Raw genomic sequence first — 25,457 nt, 5'->3', positions numbered from 1 at the left:
GCTGTATAAATGAAGGATCCAATCAGTAAAAACAAGCACAGAATATTTTTAAGTACCTTTTTCTTTATGTCAGGATTTAGTTTTGCTACCTGGGCATCAAGAATTCCAACTATCAAAATGGCCTTTGGTTTTAATGAAGCAGAATTAGGTACCATTCTGCTCGCCATGCCGATAGGTTCTTTAATTGGTCTGCCAATTTCAGGCTGGCTGGTCTCAAAGTATCACAGCCGTGTACCACTGGCTGTTGGTTATGGGCTAAATGCCATTGCGCTGGCCATGATCGGATTTACTCAACATACCTATAGTTTAGTTGCTGCTGTTGTACTGTTTGCTTTTACAACCCGTATTTTTAATATTTCAGTAAACACACAGGCTATCACCCTCCAAAAACAATTCAGTCAGAAGATTATCGGTTCTTTTCATGGTTTCTGGAGTACCGGAGGTATTGCTGGGGTAGCATTTTCAACGCTGCTGCTGACCTATAATGTTTCCCTCCAGATGCATTTGCTTAGTGTAGCTGTGATTACGCTGCTGATTACCTGCTATTCCTATCAGTTCCTGTTAAAAGGCGACCGCTCGGAAAGTGGAAATAAAATTATTGTAGGTAAACCAGATCCCTATATCTTGTATCTGGGAATAGTTGTCTTTTTTGCGGCGATTTGTGAAGGCGGCATGTTTGACTGGAGCGGAATCTATTTTCAGGAAGTACTGCACGTGAAGATTTTTACTTACGGGTACCTGATCTTTATGACCTTTATGGCCATGTCCAGATTCCTTTCGGATTTGATTATTGCCAGGATAGGCATGCCTGCTACCTACCTGATGAGCGCATCCTTTATCATTCTGGGAATTTCACTGGCCATTCTGGTTCCTCAGTTCTGGACAGCCATGATCGGTTTCTCACTGGTTGGCTTTGGTACAGCGGCAGTTGTTCCAATGTCTTATGCGCTGGCAGGGGCTTCAGGTAAATATTCACCAGGAATGGCAATCTCTATTATTGCAACTTATGCCATTACCGGGATGTTGCTTGGACCTCCGATTATCGGTTACCTGGCACATGCTTTTGGGCTGAGGGTTGCATTTATTATTTTTGGGTTAAGCGGTTTAATGCTGATCCCTGTTTCGCAACTTTTCTTCAGACATCAGCGTAGCCTGACAACAACACCTGAAAAAGCTTAAATATTATGATATGGACAAGTTAATTGATAACGTCAAACAAGTAAGAGTAGCCTTTATTGAAAGTATCAATGGGTTATCAGTTGCCGAACTGAATGAAATACCGGAAGGGTTCAATAATAACATTATCTGGAATATGGCACATCTTGTGGCTGCCCAGCAAGGAATCTCTTATCTAAGGGCCGGTTTGGAGACCGTAGTCGATCAAGATTACTATCTGGCTTATACTGGCGGTACCAAACCAAATGGTACAGTCACAGAAGAGGGGATAGCCCATATCAAGGCGCTGATGATTTCTACCCTGGACCAGTTTAAAACAGACTATCAGAATCAGATATTTGGGAACTATAAAGGATGGACTACCCGGTATGGCGTTGATTTAAATAGTATTGAAGATGCGGCAGCTTTTCTTTCTTTTCATGAAGGGTTGCATTTTGGATATATCATGGCCTTAAAAAGGGTGATATCAAAAAATATTTGATAAAATATATAATAATATCAAAATATAAGCGTCTATATATCCGAGAGCGTTAATTTAGATGGCGGGGATACGGCGAAAGTTGGATCCCCGCTTCTTTTTTTGTAGATTGTTATATTACAAATCATAGTTTATGTCAAACTTCTCAGATATTATTAAATCAGATAAACCAGTCCTCGTGGATTTTTCAGCTGAATGGTGTGGCCCCTGTAAAATGATGGCACCAATCCTGCAGCAGCTCAAAGGGATGATAGGTGATCGCGCAACCATTTTAAAAGTTGACGTAGACAAGAATCCTGCAGTTTCAAATCAATATCAGATTCAGGGTGTACCCACGTTGATCCTTTTCAGAAATGGCGAGATCAAATGGAGACAGTCCGGCGTAATACCTGCAGGTCAGTTACGGGAAATTATAGAAGGTCATCTGTTATAAAAAACGATCAGATTAATTCCTTAACCTTATATTTCCGTAAATCAATATCGGTAACGAAAAAATAGCCCTGTGCATTTCCTGATATATTACCATTCACATTGACTGGTACATTAGAGAAAAGACCATTCCAGTCAGTTTCCAGGAAAACACCGTACAGATATTTTGCATACTCTTTGGAAAGAGAGAATTTATAAATGAAGATCTGATCTTCACTCATTAAATTGAAGGTGCGTTTCAGGTTATTTAACGGATATAAAGAATTCGGGGAACCTAAGAAGTGCGTGTAATTATAATACTGCATCTGGTCAAATTTAGCAGGGTTCCAGGCTGGTACCCCAGTATAATTAATCCACCATTTATTAGGGTTCAGGTAGCCGAACGTATGTTTTGGAATTGTTCCGTCATAAGTCCCGTTTTCATTTTTCTTAACCTTAAGCGGCAAAAAATCATCTACGATATTCACGACCTGTCTTAAAGTATCTACGGCAGTATAGGTTTGTTTATTAAAATGAATGGTTAGCTTGTATGCCTTGTTGTAATTCGGACTGTTATTATTCGTGGCTGAATAGACTCCGGCTGTAGATGTCTCTTTAAACACGATGTCTTCTTTGCTGTCATTTACAATTACTTCGGCTTTGGAAATAGGTGTAGGTGAGGCATCTGGTGTCAGTGCTGGTTTAGTCAGTTTAATATACTGGGTGCGTATTAAAGTATTGATCCCGCCTTCTACGGCCAGATCATATTGTTTATTTGGTTTATTAAACAAGACTTTACCCGCATCCTTTTTACAGGAAGCCAGCAGACCCGGAATTAGGAGTAACAGATAATGTAGCCTTTTCATATTAAAACTTAAAACTGTAAGCGATCCATGGGAAAAAACCAAAAGCATACTCTAAAGAGCTTTTCTGAGTGGTATTCGAAGCACTTGGAGTTAAATTGTAATACAAAGGGTTTTTTCTATTATATAAATTATATATTCCTACGGAAACAGTACTTGCCAGGGCTCTTTTTCTGGATATAGCAGATTCAAAATTATATTGTGCCGAAATATCCAGTCTGCTGAAATCCGGGAATCTGGAGGTATTTCTTCCCTCAAAGATAGGTACATTAATCCCATCATGCTGATAATATCCCACCGGAAGTGTTAAAGGTCTGCCAGTAGAATAGGTGAAAAAGGATTGGACAGAAAACTGTTTATTGAAAACATAGGTTGCTGTCAGTTTCATTTCATGAGGGATATCATAATTCGCCGCAAATCTATTGCCACTATTGATGTCCTGGATGGTACGGAATGCCCTGGAATAAGTATAGGCTAAACTACCTGTGAATTTACCTGTCGTTTTACTGATCTCAGCTTCAAAACCATAAGCATCTGATTTACCGGCTTTGAGCTGGCTTCTGATGTCCGGATTCTGAATAATCTGGGCATGTCCAACCAGATCCAGCTGGTTAGACATCTTTTTATAATAGGCACTGGTTGAAAATAAATAGCCTTCAGTAGAATAACGGTAACCAGCAGAAAAGAAGTCGGCATATTGAGGGGCAATCGTTGCAGAGGCCGGTATCCAGGGCTCCAGGGAAGAAAATGCCAGTGTACTGTTCTGAACCAGCTGTAAATATTGATAATTCCGGTTATAAGTAATATAAATCCGGTTTTGATTATTGAGTAAGTAACTCAGGTTAATCCTGGGTTCGGGATTAATAAATGTTTTGTAATCATACTGATTTAGCCTGTTGCCCTGGGGATCAAAGACATCGAGACGTTCTTCTGCATTCCGGAACATGCCCAGACGGAGTCCATAATTCAATGTGAAAGATTTGCCAAACGAGATTTCCTGGTTGTAATAAATTGCCGATTCTACTGATTGTGCCCGGGCAATATTAAATTGGTTGACCTCTTTGTTTTTTGTTTGTCCGGGGATAAACTGATGATAAGTACTGGACAGGCCAAATTTGATCAGGTTAGTGGGGCTTTTGTAAAATGTATAATCGGCCTTTAAGGTGAAATCTTTTACCCCTGTACTCCATTGACTTTTCTGTGAGAGTGTATCTGCATTCAGATCCAGCAGGTTGCTGTAATTACTATAAATAGCAGAAATGTTCAGGAATAATCTTGAACTGAAAATATGGTTCCAGCGGAGGGTAGAGGTAATATTGCCCCAGTCATTTCGGAAAGAGTTCTCAGATAGCAGCCGGTCTTTTCCTGCATAGACAGAAAAATAAACACTGTTGTTTTTATTGAGCCTATAGTTCGCCTTCGCATTCAGATCGTAATAAACGGAGTTAGGGTTGAACAGTTTGAACTTATTCCTGAAGACATCCAGTAAACTTCTTCTGAAAGCAACGATAAAGGAGCCCTTATCTTTTACAATGGGCCCTTCGGCAGCAATCCGGGCAGACATAAGGTTAATTCCTCCGTTCACATGGAACTCTTTATTATTCCCCTCTGCCATTCGGTTTACGATAACCGAAGAAAGCCTGCCGCCAAAATTAGCTGGGATATAATCTTTATAGACTTGCAGATTGTTAATGGCATCGGGGTTGAAAACGGAAACCAGTCCATACAGATGGGAAGGATTATAGACTACCGCTTCATCCAGTAAAATCAGGTTCTGATCAGAATTACCACCTCTGATAAATAAGCCTGAACTGCCCTCAGAAATAGCTTTGATCCCGTTTTGCATTTGTAAAGCTTTGACCACATCCATTTCTCCTGCATAGTAGGCTTTCAGGTCTAATGCCTTTGGACTGAAGTTTTGCTCATTTTGCAGCAGCGGATTTGGCGTAACTGTTTGTTTGATTTCTATCTCCTGTAATAGCTTACTCTGTTCGGTAAGTTCACTTTCCAGCTCAAAATCATGATTTAAAACAATTGATTTCTGCTGGGTTTCATAACCCAGCGTCGAAATCAGTATATCGTAAGTCCCTTCGGGTACACTGAGCGAATAAAAACCGTATTGGTTAGTGATAACACCAACTTTGAGTTTTGGGATATACACAGTAGCCCCTACCAGTTCTTCTCCATCAGAGCGGTCGCGTATATGACCGTGGATAGTCCATACCTGGGGTTTGGTTCTGGTAATCACAATATCATTTCCAACCAGCGAGAAGCTTAAGGGGGTTCCCTTGAAAATTTTATGCAGTACTACTGTTAAGGGTGCATGTACAAAATGCAGCGCCGGAGTACGATAGGATCTAAGCTGATCAGGGTCAAAAGAAAAATTAGTATGTGTACTGGCCTGCAATTTAGCCAGGACATTAATCATTGAGTCGGCACCCAGATTAATATCTACATGCCTGTCAAGAACCGTTTTTTTCTGAGCATAGAGTTTTCCTGGTTGCCATAAACAGACAAAAAGGAATAACGCTAAAATTTTATTCACCATACATTTTTTACCAGGGAAGAGAGCCGTTCAGGTCAGGCTGTTTTAATTTTCAGCTAAAATAAAACCTCCTTCGCGTATAGTTAACTGGCATTGTAAAGTTGCGGTAATAACTTTTAAGGCGCTATCTGGTGTCTGATAATGTAAATGTGCATTTAATTTGCGTGATTTTAATTTGTTTCCGTCAATTGTGATAGCTGTCTGATACACTTTGCTGAGCTCTTTAACGACTTCACTAAGTGGTGTTTCATTAAATGTGAACTCTTTGCTAACCCATGATTTATAATTCACATCGGTGTTCTTCTCCATCGTCAGTTTACCGGTAGATGAAATATAACGGCCAGTCGTACTGGGCATCAGTAATATGGATTTAGAAGCCATAGGTTGTTGCAGGGCGACTTTACCTTCTTCAACGGTTAAGGTGATATCCCGGTTATGTCTGATAATGTTGAAACGTGTACCCAGATCGAGTGCACGCACATCTCCCAGATCAACCAGGAACGGATATTTTGTCTGATGTATAACTTTAACGAAGATTTCTCCGTTCAGTAATTGAAGTTTTCTGTTCGTTTTAAAATTTCCGGCAGCATATTTTATCGCGGCTCCGCCGTTTAACTGTATCTGTGTACCATCCGGAAGGGTGATGTTTTTGATGGCTGCATTTTGCTCATTGCTAACTACTGTATAAGAGGTTTTATTGGCAAAATAGTACCCGATAGAAAATACCAGCAGAACGGATGCAGCAATACTATACCATATTTTAAGGTTATTGTTTTTTTGCTGCGGTTCCCAGGAGCTGGACAACCTGTCAATTTTCTGATCCAGGATCTCCCATGAAGCCTCGGCTGTATAAGGCTGGCGGCTGTAAAGCTCATTTATATTCTGCTCGACTTCGACAAATTCCTGATAAGTCTTTTCATTAAGTTCGCTTTCCGATCTCCATTTTTCGAGTAGGATTTTATGCGCCGGACTGATCGATTCCTCGAGGTCATCGATGATCAGAGAGTGAATAAATTCTTCGTTAGTTTCAAATGCTTTCATGGTATGCTTTTTACTGGCCCCAATATTTATATAGTACCATCAGCAGGACTAATAAAGTTTGCTGCTGCTTTTTTAGATGCTCTCTCAATTTTAGAAAACCGTAGGTCAGGTGATTTTTAACTGTTTTAACAGATATATTCAGCTGTTCCGCAATTTCCTTTTGTTTCATTTTAGTGAAACGGCTTAAATGCATGACTTCCCTGCATTTAGGTGGCAAAACAGCCATTGCTTTTTCCAGGTTGTCCAGCATTGATTCCTTGCCTTCGGTCTGTTCAGTTTCATGAACTTCTTTGCCTTCGATCTTCAGGTAAGCATCCTGCTTCTCCTGTTTGATCTTTTCTTTTTTAATATAATTAAGCGATGAGTTGATGATCGCCCTGGATAAATAGCTTTTAACAGAAGACTGAATCTCCAGCTGACCGGCCATTTTCCAGATCGTCAGAAACACATCATGTACAATTTCTTCGGCAACCGGTGTCTGACCAACATAGCGGTAGGCCAGTGCAAACAGTTGTTTGTAATGTTGTTTATATAGTCTCTCAAATGCTTTGCGGTCATGCGCTTTTACCGCAGCTATTAATTCCTGTTCTCCATCCGGAAGAGAGTATTTTTGTTCCTCGCTCATCCGTAAATTATTTTTGTTTTAAGGTTAGTACACCTGAAATCTCAGGAGAGGCTAACGTTGTACTTATAGCTACAAACCATAATCCTTTCAGCAGGTTCCGTTCCTGTAGCGGGGTCAGATTGAAAGAGCCCTGGGTACTTGTGACTGCTGATTGTCCATTATTTCTGTAAAGCTCTCTGACCAGTTCTCCAACTGATCCTTTAATACCACTTCTTAAAGTGATTAGTGTAGGACGAATATTTTCAAAATCGAGTTTATAAGTCAGCGTTTTTGATCCTTCGTCATAAGATCCTTTTAAAACACCCGTCCCCTCTGAATCTGTATTCGTTCCTTTTTTATCTATCCTTGCCGTTATGATATAACTTCTTACGGGCGGGTTAATTCTCGTTTCTTCTGATGGTGTTTTTTTGCATGATAATAATGCAAAGAACATTAAAACAGAAAATTTCCCTAAAGTTGTATATAACCTTGTTTTTTTGGCCTTCATTCCCTTTGATACAGAAGGCTAAAATACTAATTATAGCTTAATTAAGTCTAAAACTTTTCATACTCAGGAAGCCATATTCCATAGAACGTTTGCTGTAAAAGTTTTTATAGTATCCCATTAAAAAGAAGACAACTGATCTTCCGATTACTTTTCTTATCCAGGTATTATCATCCGATAATTCATGGGAAGATATTTCTTTATTTACCGCGTATATCTGTGATTCTGCTGCCGAAAGGGCCTTAGTATAAGGCTTGTAAATCGACTTAACCACATTCCGGTCTAAATTATAGACAGGCGCGGATAAACGGTAAGTATTACCCTTAATATATTGAAAATCATGGAAATGATAAAATACCAGATCAAAAGAATTAGCTGTAGCTGTTTCCTGACCTTTTACACTGCGGCTTGTATTCACAAAATTATATTGTTGTACATTCCAGGGGGCAACACCACCGCCAAGATGTTTTAGTACATGGATACAATCAAAACGTGTTGTCCAGTCATCCAGATATTTTTGATCACCGAACTTGTTATCTTCAAAACGGTTAAAACACCAGTCTATACAGGCATCAATCCACCAGTTCAGGACTTCCATTCCCTCAGGGTTGTTTTTGAAGGTCATAAACTGGACACAATATAATCCACTTGTAGCTGACTGATCATAACAAGGTGTGTATCTGTGTTCAGTGATTAATACTGATTTCTCTCCCATTTCTTTCAGCAGGATGGCTGGATCGTTAAAAAACAACAAATCTGCATCTATATAAGTACAGTGATCCAGTGCATATTTATCAATGCAGTATTTGATGGTCGAAGAGGCACAGGTCCAGCAATATTCTCCGGCGGTACGCCCATCTTTGATGGCCAGTAGCCTGTCGTTTTCAAATGCTGTTAAATTGATAATACTTGCATGCTTCAGTGCCATTTTGGTAAGCAGGTCAAAGCAGTGATTATCAAAAGCAAATATATACAGATGAAAACTTTCACATTGCTGTTCCAGTGAGTTGTACATGGCCAGTCCGCGGGAAAGATAGGTTGTGTTGAATAGCGTGCAGAATTTAAGCATACAATGATGTGTTTACTAAGTAAAATCCTTTGTTAAAACCAATTGGCTGATGATCGACAGAAAGCACTGCTTCTCCTTCCACATAGGAAGGGAATTCGCAGATAGTCCTGTAAGTTTGATGGTAGTGTTTTAAAAAAGCTTCTTCCTGGAAAAACCAGGCAGGATAGGAAGCTTTATATATTTCAGGTGGTACAATTTGCAGGGTTAACCTGTCTTGTTTGCCGTGATGGAAAGCAGTACGGTCAAAAACAATAAAGTCGAAGTTATAGGCTGCGAGTTTTTCGAGAAAAGCATGTGGGGCCTCCAGGTATTGTACGGAACTGGAAAGTAAAACCAGATCGATTTTTTTATCCTGCAGGCAGTCATCTATACTATTGTAGAATTTTAAATAGTCATCCTCAAAGTGTTTTTTACCGGTAGTTACATAGTGTTCCTGTTCTACAATGTTCCAGCTGGAACAGATCTCTGGGCCTGTCAGGTTTCTGGCCTGGTAGTAAGTACTTCCCAGTGATCCGCCAAAGTCAAGTACATGAATAGGTCTTTGTAGCAAAGAGGCGCTGCGTAACAGACAGGTCAGTAGCGGGAATGGATATTCTATTTTGTCGAATAGTACGGAATCACGTTCGTAAACAGCCTTTCCATTTTTAACCCTCAAAAGAGAGTCCCTTGTTTTGTTCAGTATACCAGCCGAATCATAACCATCGGCAGCCGACATGACTTCCTCCCAGGAAGAATAATTTCCAAACCAGCCGTAAGGGTTCTTTCTGGATTTTGATGAAAATATTTTGAACATGATATACCTTGATTTATCGATTTCTCATTTACATGACAACCGTTTAATCAAAAGGTCCCAGAAGAAATTTAAAATAAAAATCCGCTGTGTTTTCGCGCAGATTTCAGCGAAAACATAGCGGATTTTATCCGGTGGGGTTAATTATGACCTGTTTTTAGGCGTGATTTTGCAGGAGAGTTACTTCGAAGGTTGTACCGGACCCGATTTCAGAATGGATGTCAAAACTGCCATGTAGACTGTGAACCAGGTGTTTAACGAGGGAAAGGCCAAAGCCATACCCTTTTTCACCGACGGTACCAGCGGTAGAGGATGTTTCTCCGTTAATAATACAATCAATGGTATGTTTGTCCATACCAACCCCTGAGTCTTCCACAGTTATTTTTAATTTATACTGACTGATGTCAGTTTCCAGGTTAAGGGTGACGGTAACATGGCCATTCTGAGGGGTAAATTTCATGGCATTGGAGATCAGGTTTCCGGTGATCTGAAGCAACTTATTTTTTATAAATGGAATATGCTCGTTTTTCTCATTGACTTTAACCAGAAAATTGATGTTTTTATTCTTTGACTGAGGTAAATATAAACGTTCCAGTTTTTCCTTAAATAAGAGGAGCGTAAATTCATTTTCCTTCAGTCCAAGCTCTTTTCCTTCTGTCAGGATTTCATCGGCAAGTTCCAGTACAGACCTGCCGCTTTTGTGGATCATGGAGATAAATTCCAAAACTTCATCCAGATTGTTTTTATCTCCCTGTTCTGCAATAATTGCAGCCAGACCAACAATTCCTGCAATAGGGCCACGGATATCATGTGCCACTTTTTTCTGTGTGTCTTTGACCTGGTTGAGTTTGTATTTTAATCCGTCTATGGCTTTTAATGCTTTTAACCTGTTCACCACTTCGTCGGCAACGATTTTTAGCAGTTCAATTTTTTCAGGACTCTGTCTTCTCATGTCTTTATCCAGGACACAAAGAGAGCCTATATTGTAGCCATCAGAAGTCGTTAAAGGAATGCCGAAATAATAACGGAGATTAGGAGAGCCGCTAACATAGGATTTTTCTTTAAAACGATCGTCGGATAACAGGTCGGGGACTTCAAAATATTCATCTCCAGTAATTGTATACTGGCAGACAGATTCTTCTCTTGGCATTTGCTCAACACCTTCAATACCATAGCTGGAATAGGTCCATTGTGTAAAAGAGTCAATCAGATTGACCAGGGATATTTCAGCACCAGCAATTTTTGCCGCTAAATGCGCCAGATCTTTGAAATTATTCTCCATAGAAGAGTAATCAATATCAAATTCTGCCAGGCTTAGTATTCTTTCCAGCTCATTTCCTGGTACAGGTGAAGGATTTGTCTGCATTTGGTTTAAGAATTACGGTTTAATCTGTTGATCATTTCAGCGCTTTGTTTTCTGCCCTGTTCCAATCTGTCGTTAAAGTAGTCTTTTGTCTGATCAAAATGTTGTTTATAGCCATTGATATCTCCATAACCTATAATGGAAGACCATTCCCTTACTGCCGAATGAAATTCCAGATCGTCAGCCCGGATCTGCTTGTCATACAATGCGGCATGGATAGATTCTTCCAGTAATTCTTCGTCTCTGAACAGGTATTCAACGATACCTAAGCGTAAACGGAAGGGGGGAGTCTGACAGATCAGATTATCGTAAGGATTTATTCCCAGGTGATACCAGGCATCGGCCATGCTCAGTAAACTCAAATGAGAATTAGGCGTATGTGGCGCCCCGCTGCCGGAAAGAGAGAACTCCTTCATGATCTGGTTATCCAGCAGCAGAAACTGTTTCGTGTCGGGGAAAAGGAAATTTTTGACTTCTTTGATCCTTTGACGGAATTCTGCCTCTTTTTCCATAATCATCAATTTGAAAAGCTCGGATTCTGACTGGGCGTAACGTTTGATCTGTTGACGGGCATAAGGATTCATAATTGCCAGCCCCGCATAAATATGTGATTTGTAACTGAAAATGCGGAGCATAGTGAGTATTTTCACATTGTCTATACCGCCCAGGTAAGAGGGATTTTCCCAGGGAAAGAAGCCTGCTGATGCCCATGCTGTTCCCATACTTTCAAAACCCATATGTGTTACAGCTTGTGTATCAGCTACAATTTTATCATGTTCATGATAATCTTTCATTTCTACTATGTCCGAACCCAGTACAGCAAGTAAATCAGTCATTCGTTGATAAGCCATCTGATCGCAGCGATGTGGAATCACTATCAGGGTTTGCCCTTTGGGATCAAAACCAGGACCATGCAGAGAATGGCAGGTAATGATGTTTACATCATTTGGTAAGTACTTTTCAAAAGCTTCTATTTCTGGGTGTTTAACCGATGTTTGTCCGGCAACGATAGCTCCGTATTTTGTTGCCCCGCCATATAAAGCGACAACTTCAGCAATTTTTTCTGCTTCAACAGCATAAAAAATGACATCGCATCTGCGCGATACCGCATTTCCATCAATCAGTATTTCTATTCCTAAAGGCGATAGTTCTTCTTCCAGTTTTTCACGAAAAGCCGGAAGGTCTGCTCCGCATACATTATGCCCTGCTTTGGCAAAATGCTTTGCGTAGAGTTTCCCCATGTCACCTAATCCAATTATTCCTATGTCCATCTCTTTATTATATCCGGCAAATAACCAAAAATCCAGCTAAAAAGGAATGATTATAATTATATTTTTCATCGGGGTTATATATTGTTCTTTATCGGTGATGAAGTTATCATAAGCATATTCATTAAGTATGTAAGTTGTATGCTTATGATGATTTCATCGGAGTATATTTGCATTTTATCTGATAAAAAATCTATCGTCATAAAATCAGTATATATAAGTATGAATCACGAAGCTAAAATTATTCAGCAAGCCAGAGAAAATTCAAATGCAGCTATTCTTAAAGCTGATGCAGCCGGCGTTGCACAATATTGGATGGACGATATAGTGGTAATTTCTGGTGAAGGAGGACAATATGCCGGTAAGAAGGTTTTACTTGAAGTATTTAAAGATATGTTCAGGAATGACCCACCAGTTTTTGAACGGTTACCTTCAGAAATTACTATAGGTGATAGTGGTGTATTAGCCTGGGAAACGGGTAAATGGAACTACAAAACAGAAAAGTTCAGAGGTAATTATTCGGCGATGTGGCGTAAAATTAAAGGGAAATGGCTTACTCAGTCTGAACTTTTTGTTTCGCTGGATTGATTTCTATTGGTTCATTAAAAGATTGAGCATCTCCTTAACTTCTTCCAGTTCCTGCTCCAGTTTAGTAACCCTGTTTTCAAGATCTGAAGATGGTTGCTGCTGTATCTCGGGCTCCTGATACTCTTCCTCTTGTGTATCACCACCAAACAGCTGTTTATACCTGGCTTCCTTTTGTCCGGGTTTTTTATCCAGTTGTCTGACAAAAGGAGGGTGTTCTGCGGATAGCTTCTGAAGGATTTCCTGAACTTCCTCAATCGTTTCAAATTCATATAATCTTGCCGAATTACTGTTAATCTCACCTGGCGTTAACGGACCGCGTAAAAGCAGTAGGCAGATTACAGCCAACTCTGCCGGAATCAGGGGATATACAATAGCCAGATTATGTTTATATTTTGTGCTCCGGCTGCTTCCGCCCATAGCAGTACTGGTCAATCCTTTGATTTTTAAGGAATTCAGTGTAAGCGTTACAGTTTCCTCATCATAATTGACAATTGGGTTTCTGGAGGTCTTTTGATTACAGGCAGTTGTCAATGCCGCTATAGTCATCGGGTAATAATCAGGTGTAGTTCTGCTTTTTTCAATAAGTACGCCCATAACCCGTTGTTCGGCAGGACTTAATAGTAGTAAAGTTAGATTATCTTCCATAGCTATAAATATATAAGATTTGATTCTTGATACAGAAATAATTTAAATTTTAGATAATTGTACGTAATAATCGGACTGGTTATTAATTTCAAAACAATATTCCTTATCTGTTAGCTTATTTTGGGTATTTAAGTTGCTAAAACAATTTTTTTGTAAAAAAAACCGATCATAATTTGGTTTTTATTGGGAAATAATTCTATCTTAGAATTATATACTAGTATTAAACGCTTGGATAATAAATTGACGCTCAATTAGTTGAATTATTACTCGTGTTTTTTATTTGAATTCTATCTTTTTATCTGATAGAATTACCTTTTTGAAAATATGCAGATAAATAACTGCGAAAGAAATAAGCGTCTAGGCTTATAAATAGGTAGTTAATAAAAAAAATGCTGATGGATGTCAGCATTTTTCTTTTGTTACCTGTCTCATCAGATTGTAGCGTTATTCCCCAAATGGTTTTCTTATGTTTATTTGTAATTAACTGTTTTTAAGTTTGTTGTGTTTTATTTTTGATTTTGGCACTATTGTGTGACTATAGTTAGCGATTGAATGAATCACCTACGAATAAAGAAAATAATTATTTCAAACAGAATAAAACAAATTGTTATGAAAACTTACATCTTAGCTGCAGCAGCATTATTAACATTCACAGGAATATCTACAGTAAAAGCAGCGGAAACTAAAACTCCGTTAACTTTAACTATATCAGCAGACAGTACACAAAAAGTACCTGTTAAATTGGAAGAACTTCCGGCCCCGGTTACTGCGACTTTAAAAGCAGATGCCTATAAGGACTGGACAGCTACAACGGCCTTTTTGGTAACCGCTGCTGACAAATCCCAATACTATCAGATTGATGTTAAAAAAGGCACCGAAAAAGCTTTTATTAAAATCAACAAAGATGGTGTAGTGGTTCAATAATAAATATAACACAGAATCATCATAAAAGGGGGAGGGTGTATCATATTGATGCACCCTTTTTTGTGGTATATATTATTTTATCCACAGCCGATGTTTATAACTTGTTGATTACACTCTGTTTAATGTGGACTATTGTGGATAATATGATGTACTTATTCACAATAATTGTTGATTACTATGTTAATATCTTGCTGGTCAGTGTTTAAATAGCAGGTGTTCTTCCACCGTCTACCGGGATACTGGTACCCGTAACATACGAAGCCGCAGGAGAGGCAAGGAAAGCGATCACATTCCCGATTTCTTCGGCGTTACCTATTCTTCTCATAGGGACAGTATTAATCAGTCCCTGTTCCACTTCAGCTGCAGAAGTATTCGTACTGCCTGAAATACTCTCAACCAGTTTATCGTAACGCGTGGTAGCTGTTAGTCCAGGGAGTACATTATTTACTGTAATATTGTACTGGCCAATTTCATTAGAAAGAGTTTTTGCCCAGGAAGCAACTGCGGCCCGGATTGTATTAGATACTCCAAGATTTGGCAAGGGAGTTTTTACTGAAGTAGAAACGATATTAATAATCCGGCCATAACCACGGGATTTCATCCCTGGTAAGACGGCATTAACTAATAACTGATTACAAATCAAATGCTGATTAAAAGCCTGACTGAAGTCTGTTGCCGTAGCTTCGGTAATAGGTCCTGGTTTAGGCCCCCCGCTGTTATTAATCAGGATTTCTATTGGTGTCCGGGAGACAATATCCTGTATAACCAGAGCTAAACCTGAAGGATCTGTGAAATCAGCCACGCCATAAGCGTGTTGCTGGCCTTCTGTGACTGGTAAGTCTTTGAGTGCCTTAATTAATGCATCCTCATTTCTTGCGATCAGGATGCAGTTAGCTCCTAAACGAGCCAGAATAACAGCAGTAGCTAATCCAATACCTTGTGTGCTTCCACAGATTACTGCATATTTATTTGTTAAAGACAGGTTCATGGTGTGTAATTTCTACGGTTATGAATAATTTCCTCAATATAAATATAAAATCAATATAAGAAGCTGTTAACGCAAAAACGCTGGCTTCAAAGGGCCAGCGCTTTTACGGTGTGTATTGTGTGTTGTTGTGTGAACCTAATTTCTGTTATCTCTGTGATCTCTTCCATTGTTCTGATCACGTCCGTCCTTACCATTACCTCTTCCGTTACCATTATTACCCCTACCATTGTTATGGTCTCTTTCATTCGGACGGGATCCTATGTTTTTTCTCGATTCATCGTATCTTTTATCACGATTATCCCTGATCATCTCTTGTTTCCCACGGTAATTTTTGAATTTACTGTATTGTCTGACGTCCTGGGCATGGTTCATATAAGGTTTTGGCCTGTTGATCACTACTTTATAACCACTGTATAAATCATATCCGCTGTATCTTGATGGTAATGTATTTCTATTTACCCATTGTCCGTTAACCTGGTAGGTGTACATTTTAGCAGGGACATTATAATAGGCATCAATATCTGGTAAGTAATAATTTTCGACATGATTATATCCTGTAGGACCCCATGTAGGTTGAGAGCCAATATTTATACTCAGGCTAATTTGTGCATTGGCGTTAATGCTGCTTAACGAAGCTACTCCGATGATTACAGCTAAAATTAATCTTTTCATTTGTGTATTTGATTGATATACAGTGATGAACAAACCAGGTGCCACTATTCATTGTCCTGGCCAGGAGTCTGCCAGGAGGGTGTATTCACCGATGAATCATTAAAATTTATAGAAGTAACGTGAATATTGTACTTATTTTAGTACCATGATTGATGTATCCTGTGCACTGATAACAGACTATAATGGACAAGTTTTAGTTACACAAAGAAGTGCAGTAATGCATTTGCCTTTAAAATGGGAGTTTCCGGGAGGTAAAGTAGAGCCTGGTGAAAGTGCTGAGGCTTGTTTGTACCGGGAGATCAGGGAGGAATTAGGGGTAGATATAAAAATACTCAATCCGTTACCAGTTTCCATTTATGATCAGGGGGATCGGATTATCCGTCTCCTTCCTTTTCAATGTGTACTGATCGGGGGAGAAATCAATTTAACAGAACATGCAGCCTTTTTATGGCTTCTTCCTGAAGATTTAAAAAAACTGGATTGGGCAGAGGCGGATATCCCTGTTGTACAATATTATCTTGAAAGCCTGAGGGCTTAAATACGCAGGACCTATTTTTTTACAGCCACGAAAAGCTCAGGAATTTGTGTATCTCCGCTGGTATTAAATAAAAGGGTGTTTTTAGGAGAATATAAAAACAATGATGGATATTTTGAAGGTTGAAACAAAGGGATGAATACATGATCCCTGTCTTCCAGTAATAATACATTTTTCTTACCAATCAGATTTTTGCCATAATGACTCATGAAGTCATTCATCGTTACATGCTGATCAAGAGAAACCAGGTAGATATTTAACTTGTCAAGTTCAGCATATCGTTTTGAAAGTTGAAGCATCGTTTTCTGACAGTGACTGCAAGTAGCGTCAAAAAATACAAAAAGAGATTTCCTGTTGCTGGTAATCTGGGATCTGTTAAACGCTTTCCCGTCAGCTTTGTAAAATTGAAAATCAGGAACTGTTGCAGCTGGGGTCTGGCCGGCAGCGTTAAAAAAAAGAAACATGACTAAAAAGCCTAACAGATATGTTTTCATATATATAATGTTATTCAAATATAATAATTAATGGGAGGAAAGGTAATTGAATGGAAGGAAAAAGAAACGGGAACCATCCAGGCGGACGGTTCCCGTTATCTAAATTAACGCTCTCAGATATAATACGGCCTAAAACGTTATTTATTGTCTTCAGCTTTATGTTTTTTATGAACTGGCTTCCTGATCTCCAAAATATATTCTTTAAAATGCAGCAGAAACCCTGAAACCTGTGCTGTTGCCGTTTTTGTAATTAAAGGTTTTGACCAGGTTGAATCTTAGTCCAAAACGCTGTATACCGACATAAGCTTCCGTATAGTTTTTAATTACATCAGAAGTCAGATAATTCACCCCGATCACCTCTTCCAGTTTTAGCTTTTTGAATAAAGGGATCTTGCTCAGGAATAGTCCGCCAAAATTGTGTTCGGCATGCGCTTCCAAAAATTCCTTTCCTGTACTGTATTCATAAGGATTGAGCATCATAAATCCATCAGTGAACTGGGTATAGAGGAAAATGTCGCTGCCTGCAAAATGTTTGAAATCCATATAGTACATTTTGTCCCGATTGAAGAATTTACCTGCGGCTGCACTATATTTAAAAGTGCCTAAAATACCTAACTTCTTATTGGTGTCAAATACCCGGATCCCTGCATAATCGAAATCTACAGCTGAATCAAAGATCCCTTTCACGCCTTTGCGGTATTCCAGTTCCAGCTTCGGATATCTGGAGCCTTGTCTGATATTAAAATCGGGACGTTCAATATAGCTTTGTGCAAAAGCAATATTCAGCTTCAGACCAAGTGTGAGTGCTTTATTGGCACTAAAAGCATAATCGTTTCCGGATAAAGAATATGGATTGTTTGCTGTAAATTGTTTATCCGGAAAATCTCCGGCAGCCCTGAATGAAGTATTTAGCAGGGGTGTCCTGTTTGCATATTCTATATTGCCGGAAAGGTATAATCCATTGCTTAGCTCTCTTCCAGAATAGATCCTTACAAAATCCTTTTTAAACAGTTTTAAGATATTATCCTTTGCAAATAGCGTGCTGAAGGTATTGAACAAAGGAGGGATAGCTCCATATTCAGTATTAAAATCTGTATAACTTGTCCCCCCGCTGACCCCGAGGTAAGCCCTTTGTTTTAGGTTATACATATAGATAATATTGCCGTTTGCACTTAATTTCTTGTTCTCAAAACCGTATCGCGGATTGATTTTAATGTTCAGACTGGTGCTGTCTTTTAAGGTTTTTCTATAATTCAATACCGGATTATATATCCATCCTTCTATGGTATTGTAATTCAGACTTAATACCGGACTATTCATACCCCAGGATTCTTTCTCTTTGGTATTCTGATGGGTATAACCTGTAAGAAGGATTTTTAAAGGCTTAAGTTGATTTGCTTTTCTATCAATCGAATCTTTGTATTTATCGGAACTTCTTACCAGTTTAATGCTGTCTTTTTTTACATAATCCCTTTTTTCTTCCGGAGTTAAAAGCATAGGTCTGACCCCTGCCCAATAGGCAGAATCTTTTTTGTTGGCTCCTGCATTTACTTTTAAGATTCTGTTATTGAAAAATTTTGGCGGAAAATTGGGCTCCACATCGTAATTACTGAATACGCCGGTATAGGTTCCCTCAAATCTAAAAGCGAATATTCCTCCTGTGTAATCATAACGCTGAAGGCCCAGCATCCATTTATCATTTTTAACAGGTATATATTGTTGCTTAATGCGAAGGGTATCGATTCCTTCGATCATCGAATTGTTGGTAATAGCCAGGTCGGTACTATGGATGCGCCAGCTGTCATCAATAATATAGATATAACCATTAAATACCTGGTCATATTTACGACGGGAAATGACCTGTATTTTATTGATCCAGTTATTACCTTCCCTGAAAGTTCCAATAAATTTATAACGGTAAAACAGCATGGCATTCTCGGCAATTGGCGAAACAAAACCAACACGGCTTAAATTGCTGATGTCTACAATGTTCTTGTAAAAGCTAACCAGGAAATCGGTTGCCTGATTAAAACTAAACCCGTTGCTGTTGCCGCTGACTTTTGAAGAAGTCATTTCCTCATTGATTTTATCGGGCTGTTGAAAATTAAATCTGGAAACGGATTCGGACAGATAGAGTATTCCTCTTTTACCAGAGTCAAGACCTATGTTTTTGAGGTCATCCTGTATGTTCCTGCCCAGGAATTTCTTTGGTGCATTTTTAAGTTTAGTGACTCCTTTGATATAAGTGTCGCAAGAAAAAGCCTTGACTTCAGTTAGATGCTCTTTCCGTTTTTTGATGGCATTTCTGATTATTTCATAGGCAGGATCTTCAGCATTGGCCTTAATCGCGACATCCTTTAGCTGATATACTTCTGCCTCCATGATCACGGGTATTTCAGTATCTCCGCTGATCTCTACTTCTTTAATCAGTTGCTTATAGCCCACCGCCCTGAAAACCAGGCTGTATTTCCCTTTATCGAGTTTGAGCTGGAACTCACCATTGGAATTGGCAGAGGTGCCTTTACTGCTGCCTTGAATATAAACACTGGTGGAAGGAAGTATGTTTTTTTCTTTATCGGAAGTAATCCCTTTAAGCGTAAACTGCTGGGAAAATGCAAGGTTTGTAAACAACAGGGAGCAGAACAGAAACAAGAGCTTCTTCATATCGTTTGAGTGGTATTTAGGTTACCAAACGAAATTGCCTATAATTTTTGAATAGTACTGTGTTCTGTTAAGTTAAAAAAAGTTAAAGACAAAGAAGATGGATATGGCTGATAGTGGAGCTGGGTTTGTGGGAAAAGGAAAGCGGGAATAACCCTCCGGATCATTCCCGCTTAATCTAAATTAACGCTCTCAGATATAATACGATCTAAAACATTATTTATTGTATATATGGTGATTTATAAAAATTAGTTGGCACGGTAAGAATCAGTAGGTCTGGCCAGTTCATATTTAATCCAGAAATCTGCCGCTGCTTTTGAACCCTGGCTATCTGTGGATGCCGAACTATTATTTCGTCCGCCCATACCACCTCCGCCATGTTTTCCACCGCCGCCGCCCATTCCACCACCACCACCGCGCATACCACCTCCGCCACGCATACCACCACCGCCGCCGCCACTCATACCGCCACTTTTGCCTGAAGCCCCGGCATCACCTGAAGCTTTACTATGATGATCCACTCCGGCATTTATTTTGATGTTGTAAGCAATAGGTTTCACCTCATCACCTCTTAAACCAAGCTGCGAGAGAGGAATAGCCAGTTCACAGATATAATCTCTTTGTTTATTGAATGATGCTGCTATTTCTATACCGTTCTTATTTGGCATAGTCAGGGGGCCATCCGGGATATTTTTAAAGCCGGATACCTGGATCATATTTATTGCCGGGCCATTCTCATGATCCATATCAGGCGTCTGATGAGTCAGCGTGTCATTTTTATCATGAGGAGAAGGCGGTTGGTTCATACCCAGGAAATTCAGTTTCATCCCATCTTTCTTTTTTCCTGCTGTATTAATGTCCAGTGTAAGCCCACCGGTCAGTAATTTTCTGGTCGTGACTTCATCCAGCGATTCAATAATCAGATAGAGGTTTTGCTGGTCATTGGCCAGTGCAAATGCAAGCTTTGTTTCTGTATTGTAGTTGTTAAGCGGTTCGTGCCATTCGTTCGAAATCCCGTCTATTTTAACGGGTTGTTGCACCCATAAATTTACATCTGCATCCGGATCTGTTTTTTGGGCATAAAGCGCTGTGGAAGTGAGACCAGTGAGACTGGTGAAGAGTAATAAACTCAGGACTATTCTTTTATCCATTTTTTGTTGAGCAGGGGGGACAAATTACCGTGCTTGTCAAAATTATCTTATCAGTCAGATATCTGGAATAAATTAACATTATTTAACTTATGCAGAGATCTGTGTTTAAACGCTTTCAGGAAATAATTTTCTGTTCCTTTCGTTCATAATAGAAGCACCGGCTTTCTTTCTATTGCTAAATTTGGAGGTACACTGTATCTTGGCTGAATACTAAATATAAACATGACAGCTGCTGACCTCCGGAATAGACAGGAATTATTTTATAGATTGATAGATCAGGTAGAGAAGGATTATTATTTGTATTTCGGATTGAAATCTATTCAAAAGGGCTTGAGTTATACCGAAAGTATTTACGATCATTTTAAACTTAGTTCTGAAACTTTAGGACTCAGTTTTAATGAAGACAGTGATCTCCCCCAGGAGATCAGGGATTTGATTCTGAACGAATATCACGGGGTTTTCTTAAACGAGAAACAGATCAGTTAAAATATTGCAAAACTAAGAGGTTTTAGTCTACCTTTAATAGTTGAAAATTGTGGTTTTGTCATTAATTTAGGGCTTCAACCTAAAGAATATGAGACCTATTTTTACTGTTGTTTTATGGCTGTTTACACTACATTCTTTTGCCCAGAACAAGGACAGAATTTTAGTAAGTGATCTGTATAAGATTAAAACGGCTTCTGCTGTTAAGTTTTCTCCTGATGGGAAGTGGTATGTTTACAATGTCAGGGCTATAGTACCCAATGAGGAGCAATCCGGTGAATATGATTACCGGCAGACCTGGTTCCTCGCCCCGGCTGATTTTAGCACAGCCCCCAGGGCAATTACAAACCAGAAAGAAAACAGCAGTGATCTTTGCTGGTCGGCAGATCATCAGCAATTGTTTTTTACCCGGTTAGTAAAAGGTAAATCTCAGTTATTCAGTCTTCCTTTAAACGGGGGAGAAGCGACTCAGCTAACAGATTTTCGTTACGGCGTAACCAATCCTTCCGTTAGCAGGGATGGTAAAACCATAGTCTTTTCTGCATCACTGACTCTCAGTGAGATGGAAAAGGATTCTGTGTTGAACCCCGGAAAGAAATCACCTTTGTGGAGTCTGGAAAAACCAAGGGTTACTGCTCAGGAGATTTACAGTAATACTTTAAAAGGAAATGCTGATGGTAACCTGGCAGAGATCAGGGCTTATCTGCAGCAAAATGAAAAAGAAAAAAAAGCAAAGGTTTTTAACCGGCTCGATTTCCAGGGCGAGGCTGCAACTAATCCTGAACTGACTTTTACACAGTTGTTTTCTTTGGCGCTGGATCGTAAAAGTGCTTCACCGGTAGCTTTAACAAGTGGATTTTATAATTATAACCTGGTAGATATCAGCCCGGATAATCAGTATATCCTGGTCAATGCCGATCTCAACCCGGGGATACATCCTGACAGAAGTATTGAATCTGCTATTTACCGTATCAGTATGGATGGAGGAAAACCGGAACTGATCCTGTCTGAAGCTGGTCAGCGTTTTGAAGGAACAAGTATTTCTCCTGATGGAAAATGGATGAGTTTCGTGCTTAGCCCAGCCAAAGGGATCCATGTAGGGAAAACCGAAATCTATAATTTTGGTACTAAAGAACAGATTCTGGTGCCCCTGGAAAGAAATCTGAGTTCTTTTACCTGGAGCAGGGACAGTCACGAACTTTATTTTCTGACCAGTTCAAATGGAGGGAATGTTTTATATAATTTCAAACCAGGGGGGCGTGTCCTGAACCGTTTGTCAGGCTTTGATAGCGGAATAACTTCGTTTGATCTGAATAATACACAGCTGGTTTATTCCAAGATGAACAGTTCAGATCCTTCTGAGGTGTATGCAGCTGATCTGCAGAATAAAGCATCCAGAAGAATCTCTAACCTGAATACAGATTGGCTGGCAGGCAAAAAACTTAGTATTCCGGTGAAAAAGACCTTTATGAATGATCAGGGAATGGAAGTCGAATATTGGGTCATGAAACCTGCGGGAATTGAAACAGGCAAAAAGTATCCGGTAATCTTAGAGATCCACGGAGGCCCTTCGGCTATGTGGGGACCAGGTGAATCAAGTATGTGGCATGAATTCCAGTATTATACTGGTTTGGGTTATGGTGTTGTCTACAGTAACCCGCGGGGATCTGGAGGGTATAGTGAGGCATTCTTACGGGCTAATATCAAGGACTGGGGCGAAGGGCCGATGCGCGATGTCATCAAAGCTCTTGATCTCACGATTGGTGAAGGCTGGGCAGATACTACAAAACAATTCGTTACCGGGGGCTCTTATGCAGGTTATCTGACTGCCTGGATAGTTGGACACACAGACAGATTTAAGGCTGCATGTGCGCAGAGGGGAGTTTATGATCTGACTACCTTTTTTGGTGAAGGAAATGCCTGGCGACTGGTGCCTGAATATTTTGGTGGTTATCCCTGGGAAAAGGAAGCCGGTAAATTGCTCCGGGCCGAATCACCTTTTACTTATGTAGATCAGATTCATACACCGCTGATTATTTTTCATGGGGAGACCGATTTAAGAACGGGGGTCATTCAATCCGAAATGATGTATAAAGCCTTGAAGGTATTAGGCCGGGAAGTGGAGTATGTCAGACATCCCGGAGGTACACATGAACTCACAAGATCCGGAAACAACAGGCAACGTACCGACCAGATGTTAAGGACAATGGAATTTTTTGAACGATACAGATAATGCTTAAAAAAATATATACTACCTACAAAAACTCTTTTTCAGGACTAAGCAAACAAACATGGTTACTAAGTACAGTGATGCTCATCAACAGGAGCAGCAGCATGGCTGTCCCCTTTATGAGTTTATATATGACACAATATCTGCACAGACCACCTTCTGATGCAGGATTAATTATTACCTTATTTGGTGCAGGCTCTATCGCAGGTGCAACCGCTGGTGGAAAACTGACTGATGTGATCGGTTTCAGGGCAGTACAGATTATTGCAGCAATTACAGGAGGAGTATTTTTTATATTATATTCCACTATTACTCATTTCCACTCCCTTTGTTTACTGACGCTGGTGATCAGTTTCTTCTCGGAGGCATTCAGACCAGCAAATTTTGCTGCAATAGCAACTTATGCAAAAGAAGGAACGCTTACCCGGTCATATTCCTTAAACCGTCTGGCGACCAATATGGGATTTGCGGTGGGAAGTGCTATCGGAGGGATTGTCGCTTCTTTCAGTTATCCGTTGCTTTTTGTGGTAGACGGCTCTGTGAGTGTTCTTTCGGGCGTAGCTATCCTTATTTTGCTGCCGGCCACTGTAAAAGGTGCACGTAAGGCTGTTGCCGAGAAAATTAAAGGAATGAATGTCCAGAAGCCCTGGGAGGATATTTTGTTTGTTAAGTTCTTATTGCTGACAACCATGATGACTACCTGTTTTTATCTGATGTTCAGGGTTGTTCCTTTGTTTTACAAAGAAGTATGGCATATCAATGAGATGGAAATAGGTTTAATCCTGGGAACGAACGGTTTAATCATTGCACTTTTTGAAATGGTGATGATCAACAAAATTGAGAACAAGCGTTCGCCGATTCATTATATAGTCAAGGGTGTATTGTTTATTGGGCTTGCTTACCTTATGTTATTGGTGCCGGGAATTACACCGGTATTGGTAGCGATCCTTTCTGTGATCCTGTTTACCATCGGAGAGATGTTTGCACTTCCTTTTATCAATACATTCGTGATGAAGCGGTCCAATGAATTTAACCGGGGACAATATGCTGCAGGCTATACGCTTAGCTGGTCTGTCTCACAGGTGATAGGCCCTTCGGCAGGGTTTTTTCTCGCAGAGAGATACGGGTATAACTGGCTATGGGTTATGCTGATCGTATTGCTGCTCCTTTGTGCATCAGGATTTAAAATGCTGAGAGATAAAATGAATTAAATCTGTTATCAAAAAATAAAAATGATATGAAACGTAATGCAACAGCCGTTTGGAATGGCACAATCAAAGAAGGTAAAGGTCATCTGACCACTGACAGTACTGTTCTGAACCAGACACAGTATTCATTTAACAGCCGTTTTGCTGATGGGGTAGGGACCAATCCTGAAGAACTCATGGCAGCTGCCCATGCAGGATGTTTTACCATGAAATTGAGTCTTGATCTGACCGAAGCCGGGTTTAATCCTGAGTCCCTTGAAACTAAAGCCAGTGTAACATTAGACAATGGTGTGATTACAAGGTCTGATTTAGTTCTTGAAGCCAGTATTCCCGGAATTACTGAAGAACAATTTCAGCAGATTGCTGCCGGAGCTAAAGAAAACTGTCCGGTAAGCAAAGCTTACAATGTCGCAATTTCCCTGACCGCGACTTTGAAATAAATTTACAAACTGTTTAAACCTGATGCCTGAACAACCAAAAGTTGTTCAGGCATCAGGTTTTTTAGTATCCGAGAGGTTGCCCCCTAAACCTCACTGGTTTTTAGACCGCTTGTCATACATATTTAAAGGCTTTAATCAATCGGCATAATCACGGCCGGTTAAGTTTACAATGTAGTAGAAGTGCTGATCAAGAGTATCTTTACAAATACTTATTCATGAGATTATTCACATCCGATTCATTGTTTCTTCGATAATAACTGAATGGAGTCTTTACCATCTCTGAAGGAGGTCTGAATGAAGTCTGAACAAAGTATATACAGTACACTGA

25 protein-coding genes are annotated in these 25,457 nt (G+C 39.7%); 10 read left to right on the top strand and 15 right to left on the bottom strand.

Annotation, left to right across the window (positions count from 1 at the left end; genetic code table 11):
- Positions 1 to 9: 9 nt before the first annotated feature.
- The 3 genes from HDF25_RS10875 (at position 10) to trxA (ending at position 2,087) form a co-directional block, all read left to right on the top strand.
- Entirely contained in the window at positions 10 to 1,179 is a 1,170-nt protein-coding gene (locus HDF25_RS10875) for an MFS transporter (protein ID WP_184624785.1), read from the top strand.
- Between the two features lie 10 nt (positions 1,180 to 1,189).
- Complete coding sequence (locus HDF25_RS10870) at positions 1,190 to 1,657, top strand: DinB family protein (RefSeq protein WP_184624784.1); 468 nt, start codon at positions 1,190 to 1,192, stop codon at positions 1,655 to 1,657.
- 130 nt (positions 1,658 to 1,787) lie between these two features.
- A complete protein-coding gene (trxA, locus tag HDF25_RS10865) occupies positions 1,788 to 2,087 on the top strand; it encodes a thioredoxin (RefSeq protein WP_184624783.1) in 300 nt (99 codons plus the stop codon).
- 7 nt (positions 2,088 to 2,094) lie between these two features.
- Here trxA and HDF25_RS10860 read toward each other — a convergent pair whose 3' ends face one another.
- From HDF25_RS10860 to HDF25_RS10820, 9 genes are all read right to left on the bottom strand, one after another.
- Positions 2,095 to 2,928 (bottom strand): hypothetical protein, encoded by an 834-nt coding sequence (locus HDF25_RS10860; protein ID WP_184624782.1) that lies wholly within the window; start codon positions 2,926 to 2,928, stop codon positions 2,095 to 2,097.
- Position 2,929: 1 nt separating this feature from the next.
- Positions 2,930 to 5,473 carry a TonB-dependent receptor domain-containing protein gene (locus HDF25_RS10855; RefSeq protein WP_184624781.1) on the bottom strand — a complete coding sequence of 848 codons (2,544 nt, stop codon included), beginning with the start codon at positions 5,471 to 5,473 and terminating at the stop codon, positions 2,930 to 2,932.
- 42 nt (positions 5,474 to 5,515) lie between these two features.
- On the bottom strand, positions 5,516 to 6,511 hold the full coding sequence (locus HDF25_RS10850) for a FecR family protein (protein WP_184624780.1): 996 nt from the start codon (positions 6,509 to 6,511) through the stop codon (positions 5,516 to 5,518).
- Positions 6,512 to 6,521: 10 nt separating this feature from the next.
- Complete coding sequence (locus HDF25_RS10845) at positions 6,522 to 7,136, bottom strand: RNA polymerase sigma factor (protein ID WP_184624779.1); 615 nt, start codon at positions 7,134 to 7,136, stop codon at positions 6,522 to 6,524.
- 7 nt (positions 7,137 to 7,143) lie between these two features.
- On the bottom strand, positions 7,144 to 7,569 hold the full coding sequence (locus tag HDF25_RS10840; protein ID WP_260409358.1) for a CHRD domain-containing protein: 426 nt from the start codon (positions 7,567 to 7,569) through the stop codon (positions 7,144 to 7,146).
- Between the two features lie 91 nt (positions 7,570 to 7,660).
- The gene (locus HDF25_RS10835; protein ID WP_184624777.1) at positions 7,661 to 8,689 is read right to left on the bottom strand and encodes a glycosyl transferase; all 1,029 of its coding nucleotides are present in this window, start codon (positions 8,687 to 8,689) and stop codon (positions 7,661 to 7,663) included.
- On the bottom strand, positions 8,682 to 9,482 hold the full coding sequence (locus tag HDF25_RS10830) for a methyltransferase, TIGR04325 family (RefSeq protein ID WP_184624776.1): 801 nt from the start codon (positions 9,480 to 9,482) through the stop codon (positions 8,682 to 8,684). Before HDF25_RS10830 ends, HDF25_RS10835 begins: the two co-directional genes overlap by 8 nt.
- 154 nt (positions 9,483 to 9,636) lie before the next feature.
- On the bottom strand, positions 9,637 to 10,845 hold the full coding sequence (locus tag HDF25_RS10825; RefSeq protein ID WP_184624775.1) for a GAF domain-containing sensor histidine kinase: 1,209 nt from the start codon (positions 10,843 to 10,845) through the stop codon (positions 9,637 to 9,639).
- Between the two features lie 5 nt (positions 10,846 to 10,850).
- Positions 10,851 to 12,113: a prephenate dehydrogenase gene (locus HDF25_RS10820; protein WP_184624774.1), complete on the bottom strand. Its 1,263-nt coding sequence runs from the start codon at positions 12,111 to 12,113 to the stop codon at positions 10,851 to 10,853.
- Positions 12,114 to 12,332: 219 nt separating this feature from the next.
- Here HDF25_RS10820 and HDF25_RS10815 point away from each other — a divergent pair, with 219 nt between their 5' ends.
- Positions 12,333 to 12,698 carry a YybH family protein gene (locus HDF25_RS10815; protein ID WP_184624773.1) on the top strand — a complete coding sequence of 122 codons (366 nt, stop codon included), beginning with the start codon at positions 12,333 to 12,335 and terminating at the stop codon, positions 12,696 to 12,698.
- A 3-nt stretch (positions 12,699 to 12,701) separates the two neighbouring features.
- On the opposite strand, the gene HDF25_RS10810 is transcribed toward HDF25_RS10815, so the two are convergent.
- Positions 12,702 to 13,343 (bottom strand): YceH family protein, encoded by a 642-nt coding sequence (locus HDF25_RS10810; RefSeq protein ID WP_184624772.1) that lies wholly within the window; start codon positions 13,341 to 13,343, stop codon positions 12,702 to 12,704.
- A 609-nt stretch (positions 13,344 to 13,952) separates the two neighbouring features.
- Here HDF25_RS10810 and HDF25_RS10805 point away from each other — a divergent pair.
- The gene (locus HDF25_RS10805) at positions 13,953 to 14,267 is read left to right on the top strand and encodes a hypothetical protein (RefSeq protein ID WP_184624771.1); all 315 of its coding nucleotides are present in this window, start codon (positions 13,953 to 13,955) and stop codon (positions 14,265 to 14,267) included.
- 202 nt (positions 14,268 to 14,469) lie between these two features.
- Here the strand turns inward: HDF25_RS10805 and HDF25_RS10800 are convergent, their stop codons facing one another.
- Both HDF25_RS10800 and HDF25_RS10795 read right to left on the bottom strand, forming a co-directional pair.
- Entirely contained in the window at positions 14,470 to 15,255 is a 786-nt protein-coding gene (locus tag HDF25_RS10800) for an SDR family oxidoreductase (RefSeq protein WP_184624770.1), read from the bottom strand.
- 135 nt (positions 15,256 to 15,390) lie between these two features.
- The gene (locus tag HDF25_RS10795) at positions 15,391 to 15,927 is read right to left on the bottom strand and encodes a hypothetical protein (protein WP_184624769.1); all 537 of its coding nucleotides are present in this window, start codon (positions 15,925 to 15,927) and stop codon (positions 15,391 to 15,393) included.
- Positions 15,928 to 16,072: 145 nt separating this feature from the next.
- On the opposite strand from HDF25_RS10795, the gene HDF25_RS10790 reads away from it, so the two are divergent.
- Positions 16,073 to 16,465, top strand: coding sequence for a (deoxy)nucleoside triphosphate pyrophosphohydrolase (locus HDF25_RS10790; protein WP_184624768.1), 393 nt, complete (start codon positions 16,073 to 16,075; stop codon positions 16,463 to 16,465).
- Between the two features lie 11 nt (positions 16,466 to 16,476).
- Here HDF25_RS10790 and HDF25_RS10785 read toward each other — a convergent pair whose 3' ends face one another.
- The 3 genes from HDF25_RS10785 to HDF25_RS10775 form a co-directional block, all read right to left on the bottom strand.
- Complete coding sequence (locus tag HDF25_RS10785) at positions 16,477 to 16,956, bottom strand: TlpA family protein disulfide reductase (protein WP_184624767.1); 480 nt, start codon at positions 16,954 to 16,956, stop codon at positions 16,477 to 16,479.
- A gap of 201 nt (positions 16,957 to 17,157) precedes the next feature.
- Positions 17,158 to 19,620, bottom strand: coding sequence for a DUF5686 and carboxypeptidase regulatory-like domain-containing protein (locus tag HDF25_RS10780; protein ID WP_184624766.1), 2,463 nt, complete (start codon positions 19,618 to 19,620; stop codon positions 17,158 to 17,160).
- A gap of 245 nt (positions 19,621 to 19,865) precedes the next feature.
- Entirely contained in the window at positions 19,866 to 20,768 is a 903-nt protein-coding gene (locus tag HDF25_RS10775; RefSeq protein WP_184624765.1) for a hypothetical protein, read from the bottom strand.
- Positions 20,769 to 20,990: 222 nt separating this feature from the next.
- Here HDF25_RS10775 and HDF25_RS10770 point away from each other — a divergent pair, with 222 nt between their 5' ends.
- The 4 genes from HDF25_RS10770 to HDF25_RS10755 all read left to right on the top strand — a co-directional run bounded on the left by HDF25_RS10770 (position 20,991) and on the right by HDF25_RS10755 (position 25,129).
- Complete coding sequence (locus tag HDF25_RS10770; protein ID WP_184624764.1) at positions 20,991 to 21,254, top strand: hypothetical protein; 264 nt, start codon at positions 20,991 to 20,993, stop codon at positions 21,252 to 21,254.
- A gap of 88 nt (positions 21,255 to 21,342) precedes the next feature.
- Positions 21,343 to 23,484, top strand: coding sequence for a S9 family peptidase (locus HDF25_RS10765; protein WP_184624763.1), 2,142 nt, complete (start codon positions 21,343 to 21,345; stop codon positions 23,482 to 23,484).
- Positions 23,484 to 24,692, top strand: a complete 1,209-nt coding sequence (locus HDF25_RS10760; RefSeq protein ID WP_184624762.1) for an MFS transporter — start codon at positions 23,484 to 23,486, stop codon at positions 24,690 to 24,692. Before HDF25_RS10765 ends, HDF25_RS10760 begins: the two co-directional genes overlap by 1 nt.
- A 26-nt stretch (positions 24,693 to 24,718) precedes the next feature.
- Positions 24,719 to 25,129, top strand: a complete 411-nt coding sequence (locus HDF25_RS10755; RefSeq protein ID WP_184624761.1) for an OsmC family protein — start codon at positions 24,719 to 24,721, stop codon at positions 25,127 to 25,129.
- Positions 25,130 to 25,457 lie beyond the last annotated feature (328 nt).

It is taken from the genome of Pedobacter cryoconitis (genome assembly GCF_014207135.1).
GTDB classification, from domain to species: domain Bacteria; phylum Bacteroidota; class Bacteroidia; order Sphingobacteriales; family Sphingobacteriaceae; genus Pedobacter; species Pedobacter cryoconitis_D.
Note: the sequence above shows the minus strand (reverse complement) of the source record. Positions and strands in the feature narration are given on the sequence as shown.

What these genes read in the sequence shown, in the direction of transcription:
- HDF25_RS10835 (WP_184624777.1), bottom strand. Translation starts at nt 8,689, where the DNA reads ATGCTTAAATTCTGCACGCTATTCAACACAACCTATCTTTCCCGCGGA.
- HDF25_RS10860 (WP_184624782.1), bottom strand. Translation starts at nt 2,928, where the DNA reads ATGAAAAGGCTACATTATCTGTTACTCCTAATTCCGGGTCTGCTGGCT.
- HDF25_RS10855 (WP_184624781.1), bottom strand. Translation starts at nt 5,473, where the DNA reads ATGGTGAATAAAATTTTAGCGTTATTCCTTTTTGTCTGTTTATGGCAA.
- HDF25_RS10795 (WP_184624769.1), bottom strand. Translation starts at nt 15,927, where the DNA reads ATGAAAAGATTAATTTTAGCTGTAATCATCGGAGTAGCTTCGTTAAGC.
- HDF25_RS10845 (WP_184624779.1), bottom strand. Translation starts at nt 7,136, where the DNA reads ATGAGCGAGGAACAAAAATACTCTCTTCCGGATGGAGAACAGGAATTA.
- HDF25_RS10815 (WP_184624773.1), top strand. Translation starts at nt 12,333, where the DNA reads ATGAATCACGAAGCTAAAATTATTCAGCAAGCCAGAGAAAATTCAAAT.
- HDF25_RS10800 (WP_184624770.1), bottom strand. Translation starts at nt 15,255, where the DNA reads ATGAACCTGTCTTTAACAAATAAATATGCAGTAATCTGTGGAAGCACA.
- HDF25_RS10770 (WP_184624764.1), top strand. Translation starts at nt 20,991, where the DNA reads ATGACAGCTGCTGACCTCCGGAATAGACAGGAATTATTTTATAGATTG.
- HDF25_RS10760 (WP_184624762.1), top strand. Translation starts at nt 23,484, where the DNA reads ATGCTTAAAAAAATATATACTACCTACAAAAACTCTTTTTCAGGACTA.
- HDF25_RS10875 (WP_184624785.1), top strand. Translation starts at nt 10, where the DNA reads ATGAAGGATCCAATCAGTAAAAACAAGCACAGAATATTTTTAAGTACC.
- HDF25_RS10850 (WP_184624780.1), bottom strand. Translation starts at nt 6,511, where the DNA reads ATGAAAGCATTTGAAACTAACGAAGAATTTATTCACTCTCTGATCATC.
- trxA (WP_184624783.1), top strand. Translation starts at nt 1,788, where the DNA reads ATGTCAAACTTCTCAGATATTATTAAATCAGATAAACCAGTCCTCGTG.
- HDF25_RS10775 (WP_184624765.1), bottom strand. Translation starts at nt 20,768, where the DNA reads ATGGATAAAAGAATAGTCCTGAGTTTATTACTCTTCACCAGTCTCACT.
- HDF25_RS10785 (WP_184624767.1), bottom strand. Translation starts at nt 16,956, where the DNA reads ATGAAAACATATCTGTTAGGCTTTTTAGTCATGTTTCTTTTTTTTAAC.
- HDF25_RS10765 (WP_184624763.1), top strand. Translation starts at nt 21,343, where the DNA reads ATGAGACCTATTTTTACTGTTGTTTTATGGCTGTTTACACTACATTCT.
- HDF25_RS10830 (WP_184624776.1), bottom strand. Translation starts at nt 9,482, where the DNA reads ATGTTCAAAATATTTTCATCAAAATCCAGAAAGAACCCTTACGGCTGG.
- HDF25_RS10780 (WP_184624766.1), bottom strand. Translation starts at nt 19,620, where the DNA reads ATGAAGAAGCTCTTGTTTCTGTTCTGCTCCCTGTTGTTTACAAACCTT.
- HDF25_RS10840 (WP_260409358.1), bottom strand. Translation starts at nt 7,569, where the DNA reads ATGTTCTTTGCATTATTATCATGCAAAAAAACACCATCAGAAGAAACG.
- HDF25_RS10755 (WP_184624761.1), top strand. Translation starts at nt 24,719, where the DNA reads ATGAAACGTAATGCAACAGCCGTTTGGAATGGCACAATCAAAGAAGGT.
- HDF25_RS10870 (WP_184624784.1), top strand. Translation starts at nt 1,190, where the DNA reads ATGGACAAGTTAATTGATAACGTCAAACAAGTAAGAGTAGCCTTTATT.
- HDF25_RS10810 (WP_184624772.1), bottom strand. Translation starts at nt 13,343, where the DNA reads ATGGAAGATAATCTAACTTTACTACTATTAAGTCCTGCCGAACAACGG.
- HDF25_RS10825 (WP_184624775.1), bottom strand. Translation starts at nt 10,845, where the DNA reads ATGCAGACAAATCCTTCACCTGTACCAGGAAATGAGCTGGAAAGAATA.
- HDF25_RS10790 (WP_184624768.1), top strand. Translation starts at nt 16,073, where the DNA reads ATGATTGATGTATCCTGTGCACTGATAACAGACTATAATGGACAAGTT.
- HDF25_RS10805 (WP_184624771.1), top strand. Translation starts at nt 13,953, where the DNA reads ATGAAAACTTACATCTTAGCTGCAGCAGCATTATTAACATTCACAGGA.
- HDF25_RS10820 (WP_184624774.1), bottom strand. Translation starts at nt 12,113, where the DNA reads ATGGACATAGGAATAATTGGATTAGGTGACATGGGGAAACTCTACGCA.